General features: G+C 61.9%; 12 protein-coding genes. 6 read left to right on the forward strand and 6 right to left on the reverse strand.

All coding sequences use genetic code 11. The annotated features are described in order from the left end of the window. Positions 1–86 precede the first annotated feature (86 nt). Positions 87–1655: a reverse transcriptase domain-containing protein gene (locus BSY18_RS20605; RefSeq protein ID WP_150126217.1), complete on the forward strand. Its 1569-nt coding sequence runs from the start codon at positions 87–89 to the stop codon at positions 1653–1655. Positions 1656–1720: 65 nt separating this feature from the next. Here the strand turns inward: BSY18_RS20605 and BSY18_RS05995 are convergent, their stop codons facing one another. Next, entirely contained in the window at positions 1721–2518 is a 798-nt protein-coding gene (locus BSY18_RS05995) for a helix-turn-helix domain-containing protein (protein WP_069049986.1), read from the reverse strand. A gap of 160 nt (positions 2519–2678) precedes the next feature. Here BSY18_RS05995 and BSY18_RS06000 point away from each other — a divergent pair, with 160 nt between their 5' ends. The 3 genes from BSY18_RS06000 (at position 2679) to pip (ending at position 5373) form a co-directional block, all read left to right on the forward strand. Next, on the forward strand, positions 2679–3971 hold the full coding sequence (locus tag BSY18_RS06000) for a Xaa-Pro dipeptidase (RefSeq protein WP_069049987.1): 1293 nt from the start codon (positions 2679–2681) through the stop codon (positions 3969–3971). Positions 3972–4073: 102 nt separating this feature from the next. Next, the gene (locus tag BSY18_RS06005) at positions 4074–4409 is read left to right on the forward strand and encodes a hypothetical protein (RefSeq protein WP_150126218.1); all 336 of its coding nucleotides are present in this window, start codon (positions 4074–4076) and stop codon (positions 4407–4409) included. 16 nt (positions 4410–4425) lie between these two features. Next, entirely contained in the window at positions 4426–5373 is a 948-nt protein-coding gene (gene pip / locus BSY18_RS06010) for a prolyl aminopeptidase (protein WP_069049988.1), read from the forward strand. A gap of 18 nt (positions 5374–5391) precedes the next feature. On the opposite strand, the gene BSY18_RS06015 is transcribed toward pip, so the two are convergent. After that, positions 5392–6579: a vWA domain-containing protein gene (locus BSY18_RS06015; RefSeq protein ID WP_069049989.1), complete on the reverse strand. Its 1188-nt coding sequence runs from the start codon at positions 6577–6579 to the stop codon at positions 5392–5394. A 160-nt stretch (positions 6580–6739) separates the two neighbouring features. Between BSY18_RS06015 and BSY18_RS06020 the strand changes: the two genes are divergently transcribed. Both BSY18_RS06020 and BSY18_RS06025 read left to right on the forward strand, forming a co-directional pair. Then, positions 6740–8140: a methyl-accepting chemotaxis protein gene (locus BSY18_RS06020; RefSeq protein WP_069049990.1), complete on the forward strand. Its 1401-nt coding sequence runs from the start codon at positions 6740–6742 to the stop codon at positions 8138–8140. Between the two features lie 212 nt (positions 8141–8352). Continuing rightward, positions 8353–9234 (forward strand): hypothetical protein, encoded by an 882-nt coding sequence (locus BSY18_RS06025; protein WP_069049991.1) that lies wholly within the window; start codon positions 8353–8355, stop codon positions 9232–9234. Positions 9235–9318: 84 nt separating this feature from the next. Here the strand turns inward: BSY18_RS06025 and BSY18_RS06030 are convergent, their stop codons facing one another. The 4 genes from BSY18_RS06030 to BSY18_RS06045 all read right to left on the reverse strand — a co-directional run bounded on the left by BSY18_RS06030 (position 9319) and on the right by BSY18_RS06045 (position 12746). Continuing rightward, positions 9319–10161, reverse strand: coding sequence for an AAA family ATPase (locus tag BSY18_RS06030; protein ID WP_054134953.1), 843 nt, complete (start codon positions 10159–10161; stop codon positions 9319–9321). A gap of 119 nt (positions 10162–10280) precedes the next feature. Next, a complete protein-coding gene (locus BSY18_RS06035) occupies positions 10281–10973 on the reverse strand; it encodes a DUF6975 family protein (protein WP_069049992.1) in 693 nt (230 codons plus the stop codon). Between the two features lie 148 nt (positions 10974–11121). Next, a complete protein-coding gene (aroB, locus tag BSY18_RS06040; protein ID WP_069049993.1) occupies positions 11122–12234 on the reverse strand; it encodes a 3-dehydroquinate synthase in 1113 nt (370 codons plus the stop codon). Continuing rightward, positions 12222–12746: a shikimate kinase gene (locus BSY18_RS06045; RefSeq protein ID WP_054135001.1), complete on the reverse strand. Its 525-nt coding sequence runs from the start codon at positions 12744–12746 to the stop codon at positions 12222–12224. The genes aroB and BSY18_RS06045 overlap by 13 nt, the downstream gene beginning before the upstream one ends. Between the last annotated feature and the right edge of the window lie 12 nt (positions 12747–12758).

Below are 12758 nucleotides of genomic sequence, written 5' to 3' on the forward strand. Positions count from 1 at the left end.
CCAATCGCAAACGAAACCCTGACTCCTCAATTGTGGTGGCCGCCCCTGTGCTTTGCACAGGGGCGCGTTCCGAAAGAGAGGGTGTGTTGGAAACAATTATCGAAGATGCTATTGTCCGGAAGGCACGGGCGGTTTTAAGAAGCCGTCGGCTTGAGTTTGCGAGCGCAATAAAAAATTCTGAGAGGTATAGAAAGCGCACTGGTTTGGTGCCCGGGCCTCCATCAGCAAATAACCCCGATTGGTGGAGTTTTCACCCCCATTTTGATCCCGTGTACTGCATACGTCATGCACGGTTTCTGAGTAAAGTAATCTGGCGCAAGGTACAATCGAGCATGTATCGTCCTGTGCCAGCTATTCAGTTCGATATACCAAAGCCAGATGGCTCATCTCGCAAAATAATGGCTTTTACGATACCAGATTCGGCGCTCGCGAACGTCGTTCATCGGCAGGCCACAAAACGTAATTTGAGCCTGTTTTCGCGCTTTAGCTACGCATATCGACCTGATCAGAATATTTTTGATGCTATTTTAAACCTAGACCGATCGTTAGTAGGGCCTAAATCGTATATTGTTCAGTACGACTTCTCTAAATATTTTGATACCATCGACCACTCTTATTTGAGAAGCGTGCTCTTTGGAAGGCAGACATTTTTACTTCCGTCTGCTGAAAGACATACAATCGACGCGTTTCTTAATCACGAATATTGTCATGTAACTGGCTATAAAAATGGCATTTTTGATGTACGTGAACAAGGTGTCCCACAAGGCAGCTCGCTCTCGTTATTTTTGTCGAATGCCGCCGCTCACGAACTGGATATAGCACTTGAGAAGCTCAGTGGTACGTTTGTGCGTTTTGCAGATGATGTGGTTGCGGTAGCGCATTCATATTCTGACTCGCTTGCCATTTCGGCAGCTTTTCGTGCGCACTGTAAATCTGCTGGGCTGAAGATAAATTTCAATAAATCGCCGGGGATACTGCTCTTTGGAGGAACGCCTGAGCGTGAGAAGCGCACCTTTGTTGTAGACATCGACGACGGGGACAAGCTTGAGACTATATCGAACATAGATTATCTGGGCCATAGTATTACTACTGTCGGTGTTACTATTCCGCAGAAGTCCGTGAAAAAGATCAAGGCGCGAATCTCTACTCTGATTTATAAGCATCTCTTTTTGCACCGTCGGTGCGCAGGTGGGGCATTTAATCCGGATCGCGTCGGAGCGGGCTTTGGCGACTGGGATCTTGTGACCTGCATCAACGAAATTCGGAAATACATCTATGGGGGATTGAGAGAGTCGCATGTGGCAAATTTTCTTGCGGACGATGCGAAACCTCCCTTCATGCGCGGTCTTATGGGATTTTTGCCTTTGATAACGGACCCAGAGCAACTCATTGCGCTGGACGGTTGGCTTCTAAATGTCATGCGTCGCGCGCAGCGCGAGCGCGTCAGGGTACTACATAATCGTTTCGGCACCGTTACAGCGAGGCTAACGGGTGATGATTTAATTACTGGCGGGTGGTACGACTATCCACTTATAACCAATGATGCCTCCTTACCTAGTTTTGTTCGAGCTTGGCGTGTAGCTCGAAAGTATTACAAGCGTTATGGACTGTCAGGTATTGAGCCCCCAAGATACTATTCTCTGGCTAACTATTAGTAGAAAATTGGATGTAAGGTTTAATTTGACACGCAAAGTTTCTCTGGGCGCATCTGCTATGCTTCTCACCCCACCGTAACCCCCACCACGACCCACTTGCCACCCTCGCGGTCCAGCGTCACCGTTTCCACCGCTTGCGCCTTGTTCGCATAGACCGTGCGGAACTTGACGACTTCATAGCCTGCGGGCGGGGCGGGGAGGTTTTGCTGGCTGAGCAGGGTGCGCGATACCGTCGCGCCGTAGCGGGCGTGGACGTCTTCGGACACCTGGGTCCACACCGCGAGCGTGTTGAGCTTGCGGAAGGCGGTGCCGGTGGCGGCGTAGCTGTCTTCCCAGCGTTTCTGTTCGATCAGCGACAGGAAAGCGAGGGCGGCGTTGACCACTTCGGCGTTCGCCGGGTCGGTCGCGTCTTCCTGCATCGCGATCTGGGTCTGAGCAGGGGTGCCGGTCGTGGGGGCGGTGGTGGTGAACTGCAGGGTGGTCAGGGCCAGCAGGCCGAGGGCGAGGGCGAGGGTCATAAGAACTCCTGTCAGGATCAGGGAGCGGTTTCGCTCCGCGCCGGGGGTCGGCGCCCCCACCTGATCGGCGGTTGGCGCGCGAACATCACCCCCGATTGGGCTGTCCCCCAGAGATTGGGGGGTAACAGCACTGCCCTCGGCCTCGAGCAGCATCCGCGCCGCCTCGCGGCTGCTCGAGACCGCCATCTTGCGCCGCGCATCGCGCAGCCGCTCGTTGATCGTGTGCACCGATAGATCGAGCGTGCGCGCGATCGACTTGGCGTCGTGCCCGCACACGATCAGCCGCAGCGTCTGCTTTTCCTTCTCGGTCAGCGACCAGGGGTTGTCGGTGATCTGCGTTGCCATGATGCGCCGATGCTAGGCCGCCCCCGGCGCGGCAGCCACCCCCAATTATTTGTATCTGTGCGCAGACGCTCGGGCTGGCTGGCGGTTTTGCTTGCCTGAACCCCAAGTCGCTGTAATCGTTGGGCGACAATCATCCGGGGTGGCCGGTCAGGGGAACATCATGAAAAGTCTTGCACGTTTGATCTCGGCGGCGCTCGCCGCGTCCGCGCTCACGGTGACCGCCTCGGCGCAGGAGGCACCCAACCGCACGGTGATCACCGCTGCAAGGATGATCGACGTGGCCACCGGCAGGACGACCGAGTTTCCCGCGATCTTCACCAAGAACGGCCGCATCACCTCAATTGCCGATGCGCGCACGGTGCGCTGGGGCTCGGACGTCACGCATATCGACCTGTCGGGCAAGACATTGCTCCCCGGGCTGATCGACATGCACGTCCATCTCGACAGCTCGCCCACTTATGGCGGCTACAACAGCCTGCAGTTCACCGACCGCTTCTGGAGCTTCGTTGCCGCCTCGAACGCGCGCGCGATGCTCGATGCCGGGTTCACCACGGTGCGCAACGTCGGTTCCGAAGGCTATAACGACGTGGCATTGAAGCAGGCGATTGCCGAGGGCTGGGCGACCGGCCCGCGCATCGTGCCTGCCGCGCACTCGATCGGCGCGACCGGCGGGCATTGCGACCAGACCTATCTTCCGCCCTCGTTTGGCGCGAAGTCTCCTGCGGTCGGCGATGGCCCCACCGAGCTGCGCCAGAAGGTGCGCGAGCAGCGTAAGTACGGTGCGGAGGTGATCAAGGTCTGCGCCACCGGCGGGGTTTTCTCGCGCAACACCGAGCCGGGTCAGCAGCAGCTCTCCGAAGAGGAGCTGCGCGCGATTGCCGATGAGGCGCATCAATGGGGCCTCAAGGTCGCGGCACACGCGCATGGCGGCGCTGGCATCAAGGCCGCGATCCGCGCCGGGATCGACACCATCGAGCATGCCAGCCTGGTCGATGACGAAGGGATCCGCCTCGCGGCCGAGCGCAAGCAGCCGGTGTGGTTCTCGATGGACATCTTCAACACCGATTACACCCAGGCCGAAGGCGCCAAGAACGGCGTGATGGAGGACAATCTGCGCAAGGACCGCGAAGTCGCGCAGATCCAGCGCGACAACTTCCGCAAGGCGCACAAGGCAGGGGTGCGGATGGTGTTCGGCAGCGATGCTGGCGTGATGCCGCATGCCACTGCCGGCGGACAGTTCAAGGTGATGGTCGAATACGGCATGACCCCGATCGAGGCGATCCGCGCGGCGACGATGAACGCCGCCGAGGCGCTGGGCAAGACGCAGGATGTAGGCGCCATCGCGGTCGGACGCTATGCCGACATCATCGCGGTCGACGGCGATCCGCTGGCCGATGTGCGCGAGCTGGAGAGCGTGGATGCGGTGGTGCAGGGGGGTGTGCGCGTCCGCTGAAATGCTGCGCGGTAAACTGCCGCAACATCGGCGGGAATCCGCTTCCCGTGGCGCGGCAGATTGTGCTAATCGGCGCATCCGATCTACTTTGGGGAGAGTAAGATGAGTCTCACTTTGATGGTGGCGCTTGCCATGTCCATGGCGCAGGGCGATCCTGTTGATTCTGCGCGCAAAAGCTTCAACGCCTGCCTGACCACGTTCACCAACGCGGCGCTCGAGGCCAAGAAGACGCCGGCCGATTTCACCAAGGAGGCGAGCAGCGCCTGCGCGGCCGAAAAGACCACGCTGATGGACGCGATGATCAAGTCCGAAATGCAGTATGGCGGCAAGAAGGCGGACGCGGAAAGCTATGCGACCGAGGAAACCCAGATGATCATCGACAGCTATGTCGGCAGCTATGGCGACTATCTGTCGAGCAACATCCGCCACGGCAACTGAGCCGCGGGGCGGGGCTGTGCGCGGGCTGTATCCGCCGATAGAGCCTTATGCCACGGGCACGCTGGATACCGGCGACGGGCATCAGGTCTATTACGAACGCGTGGGGACACCGGGGGCCAAGCCCGCGGTTTTCCTGCACGGCGGTCCCGGTGGCGGCTGCTCGCCCGATCATCGGCGGCTGTTCGATCCTGCGCTCTATGACGTAATGCTGTTCGATCAGCGCGGCTGCGGGCGCTCTGCTCCGCATGCGGCGTTGAACGCCAACACCACCTGGCATCTGGTCGCCGATATCGAGCGGCTGCGGGCGATTGCGGGTGTCGATCAATGGCTGGTGTTCGGCGGTTCCTGGGGATCGACGCTGGCGCTGGCCTATGCGCAGACGCACCCTGCGCGTGTCTCCGAGCTGGTGCTGCGCGGCATCTACACGTGCACCAAGCCCGAACTCGACTGGTTCTACCAGTTCGGCGTCTCGCAGATGTTTCCAGACAAATGGGAGCGGTTCGTCGCGCTGATCCCCGAGGACGAGCGCGGCGACATGCTGGGCGCTTATCATCGTCGGCTGACCGGGGATGATCCGGAACTGCAGGTTGCCGCGGCGCGTGCCTGGAGCCTGTACGAGGGCGAGACGGTTACGTTGCTGCCCGACCCCAGGCTGACAGAGCAGCACGACGACGGTCATTACGCGCTCGCTTTCGCGCGGATCGAGACGCACTATTTCGTCAACGCCTGCTGGCTGGAGCCCGAGCAATTGCTGCGCAACGCGTCCAGGCTGGCCGGCGTTCCCGGCACCATCGTGCATGGCCGGTACGACATGCCGTGCCCCGCGCATTATGCGTGGGCGCTGCACAAAAAGCTGCCGCACATGGACTTCCATCTGGTGGAAGGGGCAGGGCATGCCTATTCGGAGCCCGGCATACTGCGCCGGCTGGTCGAGGCGACCGATCGTTACGCGGGCAAGGCCTGAGGCCGATCGCGCCGCCGATCAGTTCCCGTGCTTGCGCACCAGTTCGCGCATCGCATCGTCCAGACCCTCGAGCGTCAGCGAATACATCCGATCCTTCATCAAATCCTTGATCATCCGCACCGACTGCGAATAGCCCCACTGGTTCTCAGGCACCGGATTGAGCCAGGCCGCAGCAGGATAGGTGTTGACCACACGGTTCATCCACACCGCGCCAGCCTCGTCGTTGAAGTGCTCGACTGAGCCGCCGGGATGGCTGATCTCGTAAGGGCTCATCGAGGCATCGCCGACGAAGATCACCTTATAGTCGTGCCCAAACTTGTGCAGGATGTCCCAGGTGTTGGTGCGCTCGGTGAAGCGACGGCGGTTGTCCTTCCACACGCCTTCGTACAGGCAGTTGTGGAAATAGAAGAATTCGAGGTTCTTGAATTCGGTCTTGGCCGCCGAGAACAGTTCCTCGCACAGCTTGATGAACGGGTCCATCGATCCGCCGACATCGAGGAACAGCAGCAGCTTGACCGCATTGTGCCGCTCGGGCCGCATGCGGATATCGAGCCAGCCCTGCCGCGCGGTGCCATCGATGGTGCCGTCGATGTCGAGCTCATCGGCGTTGCCCTCGCGCGCAAACCGGCGCAGGCGGCGCAGCGCGACCTTGATGTTGCGCGTGCCCAGCTGCCGGGTGTCGTCGAGATTCTGGAACTCGCGCTTTTCCCACACCTTGATCGCGCGCTTGTGCTTGCTCTCGCCGCCGATGCGCACGCCTTCAGGGTTGAAGCCGGAGTTGCCGAACGGGCTGGTGCCGCCAGTGCCGATCCACTTGTTGCCGCCCTGGTGGCGCTTTTCCTGTTCCTCGAGCCGCTTCTTGAGCGTCTCCATAATCTCTTCCCACGACCCCAGCGCCTTGATCTTCTCCATCTCCTCTTCGGAGAGGAACTTCTCGGCGACCGCCTTCAGCCAGTCTTCGGGAATCTCGGCGGTGTCGTTACCCTGGAAGGTCATTTCCAGGCCCTTGAACACCTTGGCGAACACCTGATCGAACCGGTCGAGCAGCCCTTCGTCCTTCACCAGCGTGGCGCGCGAGAGGTAATAGAACTCCTCGGGGGTGCGACCTATCACCTCGCTGTGCAGCGCCTCGAGCAGGACCAGATGTTCCTTCAGCGACACCGATATCCCGGCGCTGCGCAATTCATCCATGAACGAGAAGAACATCGATCCTCAACCCTTATCCGGCGCTTTCCGTTTGCGTCACCCTTCACGATGGCGACACCCGCTTAATCTGGCAAGTGGCAACAGGGCAGGGCCGTGCGATTTACCCGGCGTTAACCACGGCCAGCTAGGGTCTGCGGATTGTCGTGACAAAGGGGCAGTCATGCAGGAGCATCGCATCATCAAGCCTGAAAGCGATGCCATTCAGCAGATGGCCGAAAGCTGCGGCGATTCCGTGATCTGCTCGAGCCAGGTCGGCGGAATTGTCGAAACCGTGCGCCAGCGCATGGCGCTGCTGGGCGAGAAGCGGTCGTATCTCGAGCAGATCGCGCGCAACCTTGCGCAGGAGCAGGAGCAGGTGGTGCTCGCCACAGCCAGCGCGCGCCGGACGAGCCAGGCCGCCTACAGCAACCTGGCGGAAAGCTCTCAGACCATGCAAGTCTCTGCGATGGAGTTGCACGATCTGATCGCGCTGATCCAGGGACTGGGCGAGGACGTCAAGCGCTTCGCCAATGCGATGGCGGATGTCGTGACCGCCAGCCAGACCATCGATTCCATTGCCCGGTCCACCAACATGCTCGCGCTCAATGCCGCGATCGAGGCCGAGCGCGCCGGCGCTGCCGGGGCGACCTTTGCGGTAGTGGCTGCCGAGGTGAAGAAGCTGGCACAGGATACGCGCCAGGCCACCGACAAGATTTCCGGCACCATGCATTCCCTGGGCATCGAGGCGGGACATTTCATGGCGCAGGTCGAGCGCGGGGTCGCGCAGAGCCGCAGCGCGCAACGCCATTTCGAAACGATCGATGCCGCCATCCAGCAGGCGGGCGAGATGGTGCGTGATGTCGCGAGCAAGGCCGATGCCATCGCCGAATCGAGCAATGGCGTCCGCTCGGACACCGGCGAGCTTTGCGACAACCTGTTCGTGTTCATGGGCGATGTTGCCGGCTGCGGCGACCAGCTGGAAGACGCGCTGCACCAGACCACCGAGCTCGAGACGATTTCCAACGTCATGTTCAACCAGCTCGTCCACACCGGGCTGTCGCATCGCGACAATCCTTATGTCGAGACCGCAACCGACACCGGAATCGAGATATGCAGCATCATCGAATCCGCGCTTGTGAGCGGAACGTTGACCGAAGCCCAGCTGTTCGACCGGACCTACCGACCACGCGGCGAGCCGGGGCTGGTGCGCTATGACAACGACTTCAACGACTTCGCCGACAGGCACATCCGCCCGATCCTCGATCGCTTCTGGGGCGCGGGCAAGACCACCTTCGGGGCGGTGACGTCAAATGTGGACGGCTATCTGCCGACGCACATTTCTGAGCGCTCGCACGCGCCCACCGGCGACAGGACGCACGATGCCGCGCACTGCCGCAACCGGATGATCGTGCTCGACCGCACCACGAGCGAGGCGATCGAGCACAAGAACGATGCCTATTATGCCGCCGTCTATCGCTTCGAGCCGCATCCGGGCGAGGTCAGGATCCTGCGCAACATCTTCGTGCCGTTGTGGATCCGGGGCCGCTACTGGGGCAATTTCGAGCTCGCCTATATTCGCTGACGTTGCTGGGTAGCTGCCCGGGGGGGGCGCAAAAGCGGGAGCTGCAGCAGGGCGCTGCCAGCAGTCAGGGCGACAGCAGCCACACTCGATTCAACTTGCGTGATGCCTGCCTCTTGAGCCACTATACTTCAGCAACACGGCGAAGATGGCGAGAGACAGTCATGCGTGGTCGAACATTCCGGTCTGCTATTGCAGCTTTTAGTCTTTTAAGCTTGCCTGCAGCAGGCGCAGCGCAGCAGACTGGGGAAGAGACGCCCGATCTCTTCCGGGACGGCATCGAGGTGATCGGCCAGCGCGAGGTCGCGAAGAAAGTCCTCAAGGAAAATCTGCGCGAGTTGATAGCGCCCATTCCGATGTTCGATGTGATCCCGCGCTTCTTCGAGCCGCTGTGCGTCAAGGTGGTCGGAATGGCTCCGGATGCCAGCGTGACCATAACGGACCGCATCAATCGAACCGCTCTGGATGTCGGGCTCGACCCGGCCAAGCCGAACTGCAGGGCCAACGCGCTGGTCGTGGTGGTCGACGATCCTCGCGGCCTGTTCGAAAAGATGCTGACGCGCAGGCGCGGTATCGTCGGAATAGCTGAAATGCGCGATGTGCAGACCCGGAACCTGCGCGACGAGTTGCGTGCCCGCAAGCCTGCGGTGGCCTGGAACCTGTCCACCCTGTCCAACAGCAATGGCGCCACGCTCGACGGCGAAGGCTATGTGATCGCGACATCGATCTCTGCCAGCCGCATTGTTTCGAATTTCTACCGGCCCAAATCTTTGTCGATCGTGCTGTATGACTCCACCCAGATCAAGAACGCGACGCTCGGCCAGTTGGCCGATTATGCAGCGGTTCATCTGCTCGGCTCGCCCAGGCGGCACATCGACTTCGCCAGCGTCGCAGTTCCATCGGTGCTCAGCCTGTTCACGCAGGGGCCCGAGGCCGCCCCTGCAGAACTCACCCAGTTCGACAAGGCGTATCTTAAGGGCATATACACGCTGGAAGCCGGGGCCCTGCGATCGCGGGTACCCGGCGCGGTGCTGGCGGGCTTTGCGCAGCAGTGCGAGGACCAGCAGGACAGCTGCCGCATGCAACTGAAGAAATAGCCTATTGGCGGGCGGGCCCGCCTGCCTCTGATCCTGACGCGTACGTTGCTGGCCAGGCCGGGATCACCCGCCTGGCGCACCCCCTCAGCTGTTGCGGCGCGACATGAAGGCGAGGCGTTCGAACAGCATCACGTCCTGCTCGTTCTTGAGCAGCGCACCGTGCAGCGGCGGGATTGCCTTGCTGGGGTCGCGCGACTGAAGCACTTCGAGCGGCATGTCCTCGTGCAGCAACAGCTTCAGCCAGTCGAGCAGTTCGCTGGTCGAGGGCTTCTTCTTGAGGCCGGGCACTTCGCGCACGTCGTAGAAGATCTCGAGCGCCTTCTGCACCAGGATCTTCTGAATGCCGGGGAAGTGCACGTCGATGATCGCCTGCATCGTCTCGCGATCGGGGAACTTGATATAGTGGAAGAAGCAGCGGCGCAGGAAAGCGTCGGGCAGTTCCTTCTCGTTGTTGGAGGTGATGACCACGATCGGGCGATCCTTGGCCTTCACCAGCTCCTTGGTCTCGTAGACGTAGAATTCCATGCGATCGAGTTCCTGCAACAGATCGTTGGGGAATTCGATATCGGCCTTGTCGATCTCGTCGATCAGCAGCACGGGCAGTTCGGGTGCGGTGAACGCTTCCCACAATTTGCCCTTCTTGATGTAGTTGCCGATGTCGTGGACGCGCTCGTCGCCGAGCTGGCCGTCGCGCAGACGCGCCACGGCGTCATATTCGTACAGGCCCTGCTGCGCCTTCGTGGTCGACTTGATGTTCCATTCGATCAGCGGCGCCTTGGCGGCCTGCGCGATCTGGTGCGCCAGCACGGTCTTGCCGGTGCCCGGCTCGCCCTTCACCAGCAGGGGCCGACGCAGTGCGACGGCGGCATTGACCGCCACCTTCAAATCGTCGGTTGCAACATATTCGCTGGTGCCTTCAAAGCGCATGGGATGGCCTTCCTGCCGCTGTTAACTGGTTGGTTAAGCGATAGGGGGCTGAAGCCAGCTTGGCAAGCGGTCAGAGCGCTTCTGCTTTACGTTTCCGTAAAGCCATGCGTTTTGGAAGCCTAGATGCCGTCCTGCGCGCGGCGAAGCTCGGCGCGTTCGCCCAGCATATCCCAGAACTGGCGATGCTGCTGGAGCATCTGCGATGCGCCGAAGCCGATCGCGCGTCCGATCATTCTGTCGGTGCTCAGTTCGGCCGCGAGCTGGCGTGTGTCGGCCGATGAAGGGAGCGAGGGGGGGCGGACATCGAGCCCGGTGCGCGCGCCGATGAGATCGAGCACCTCGCGCACCGTGATCCAGTCCAGCACCAGCGCAAAGGCGGCGCCGATCGCACAGCCCTGGCGGTCGGACTGCGACAGCGCGTTGAGCGCCCCGCGCAGGTTGATGATCGCTGGGGTGCACCGGTCCTGGCCGGGAGTGCTTGTGATCGGCCCTGCGGCAACAGTCAGCCGGGTGAGCAGCGCGCGCTCGCCGACGAATGCCTCGCATGCATGGGCCAGCCATTTGCCGATATGCGGGTCTGCGGTGCGGGTCGCGGCATAGTCGATCAGACCGGGATAGCGGCCATGCAGCAGGCACAGATAATGCGCGGCATCGGCAAGGTCGATTGCGCGCACCGGGCTGGCCTTGTCGAGCAGGACACCGACAAAGCCGTGCGCAGCGCTGGTGCCCTGCGCCAGCGCAGCATCCAGCGAGCGCGGTGGCGCTGCATCCGGCTGGGCGCGGTCAAAGGCTCCGGGCTGAACAAACGACACGTGGCGGTTTCCCTAAAGTGCTTGGCCCAATCTGCTTCGCCCGAAGGTCCGGCGACACAATTGGTGTGGCAGGCAAGCGGGTCGCACCTGCCTCCACACCGGCACCCTAGCGTGTCGTCCTAAAGAGAAAGTTTACGCAGGCGCAGGTTTATCGCGCCTGGCGATGTTGTTCGTCGAGAAACTGCGCGACATCGGCCAGATCGACATCATGGCACACGAACGTCTGCCCGATCCCGCGCGCGAGCAGGAAGGGCAGGGTGCCGCCCGCCATCTTCTTGTCATGCCGCATATGATCGACCAGCGCCGCGCCATCGGCGGTGACGCCGGCATCGTGCAGCGTGACGGGCATCGCGCAGGCGCCGAAATGCGCGGCGACGCGTTCTGCGTCCGCAAGGTCGCACAGCCCGCGCCGTGCCGAATAGCGCAGCGCCAGCACCATTCCGACACCCACCGCCTCGCCGTGCAACAGCCTCTCGCCAAAGCCGGTGTCGGCTTCCAGCGCGTGGCCAAAGGTATGGCCGAGGTTGAGCAGCGCGCGGCGGTCCTTCGTCTCGCGCTCGTCCTCGCCCACGATCCGCGCCTTGGCGGCGACGCTGGTGACGATGGCGTGATCAAGCACCTGCGGTTCACCTGCCAGCACATCGGCGCCGTGCGCCTCGCACCAGTCGAAGAAGGGCGCATCGTCGATCAGGCCGTATTTGACCACTTCGGCATAGCCTGCGCGCATTTCGCGCGGGGGCAGCGTGGCGAGCACCTGCGGATCGATCAGCACGAATCGCGGCTGGTGGAACGCGCCGACGAGGTTCTTGCCCGCTGCGGTGTTGATCGCGGTCTTGCCGCCGACCGAGCTGTCGACCTGTGCCAGCAGGGTGGTCGGCACCTGCACGAAGTCGCAGCCGCGCTTGGCGATCGATGCGGCAAAGCCGGTGAGATCGCCGATCATCCCGCCGCCCAGCGCGAAGATGGTATCGCTTCGCTCGATCCCTGCGCCGAGCAGCCAGTCGGTCAGCCGCGCCAGCTCGGCCCAGCTCTTGCTTGCCTCGCCAGCGGGTACGACATACAGCTCCGCTCCGATGCCTGCGGCCTCGAGCTGGGCGGCGATGCGGGGCCAGTGGTGCCGGGCCACTGTGCTGTCGGTGACCCACAGGCTGCGGCCGCGCTTTGCCCAGGGAGCGATATGCGTTGCCACGTCGTCCAGCGCCCCTGCCTCAACGTCAATATCGTAGCTGCGCTGGCCCAGCGCGATATTCAGCCGTGCCATCGGGCAAGTGCCTCCAGAATAGTGAGAACGGTGCGGTGGTGCGGGCCATCCTTGCTCCGCACATGGATCTGCGCCTGCGCATAGACCGGGTTGCGGACCTCGGCGAGCTTGGCCAGGACTTCGCCCGGATTGCCGTTCTTGAGCAGCGGACGGGTGTTGCGGCGGCTGACGCGCTCGACCAGCGTAGCAAGGTCGGCATCCAGCCAGATCGCGATCGCGCCCTGCAGGATCAGCGCGCGGGTCTGGTCGTTCATGAACGCGCCGCCCCCGGTGGCGATAACGCGCGGCACGCCATCGATCAGCCGCGAGATCACCCGGCGCTCGCCGTCACGGAAATAGGGCTCACCGAAACGCTCGAAGATTTCCGATATCGTCATCTGCGCCGCGGTTTCGATCTCCTCATCGGCATCGACGAAGTCGATACCCAGATCGGTGGCCAGCCTCTTGCCGACGGTGGACTTGCCGACACCCATCAGCCCGACCAGCACCAACGGCCGGTCCAGCCATTGCATGATGGCGCCTGC

This window comes from Blastomonas sp. RAC04 (assembly GCF_001713435.1).
GTDB classification, from domain to species: domain Bacteria; phylum Pseudomonadota; class Alphaproteobacteria; order Sphingomonadales; family Sphingomonadaceae; genus Blastomonas; species Blastomonas fulva.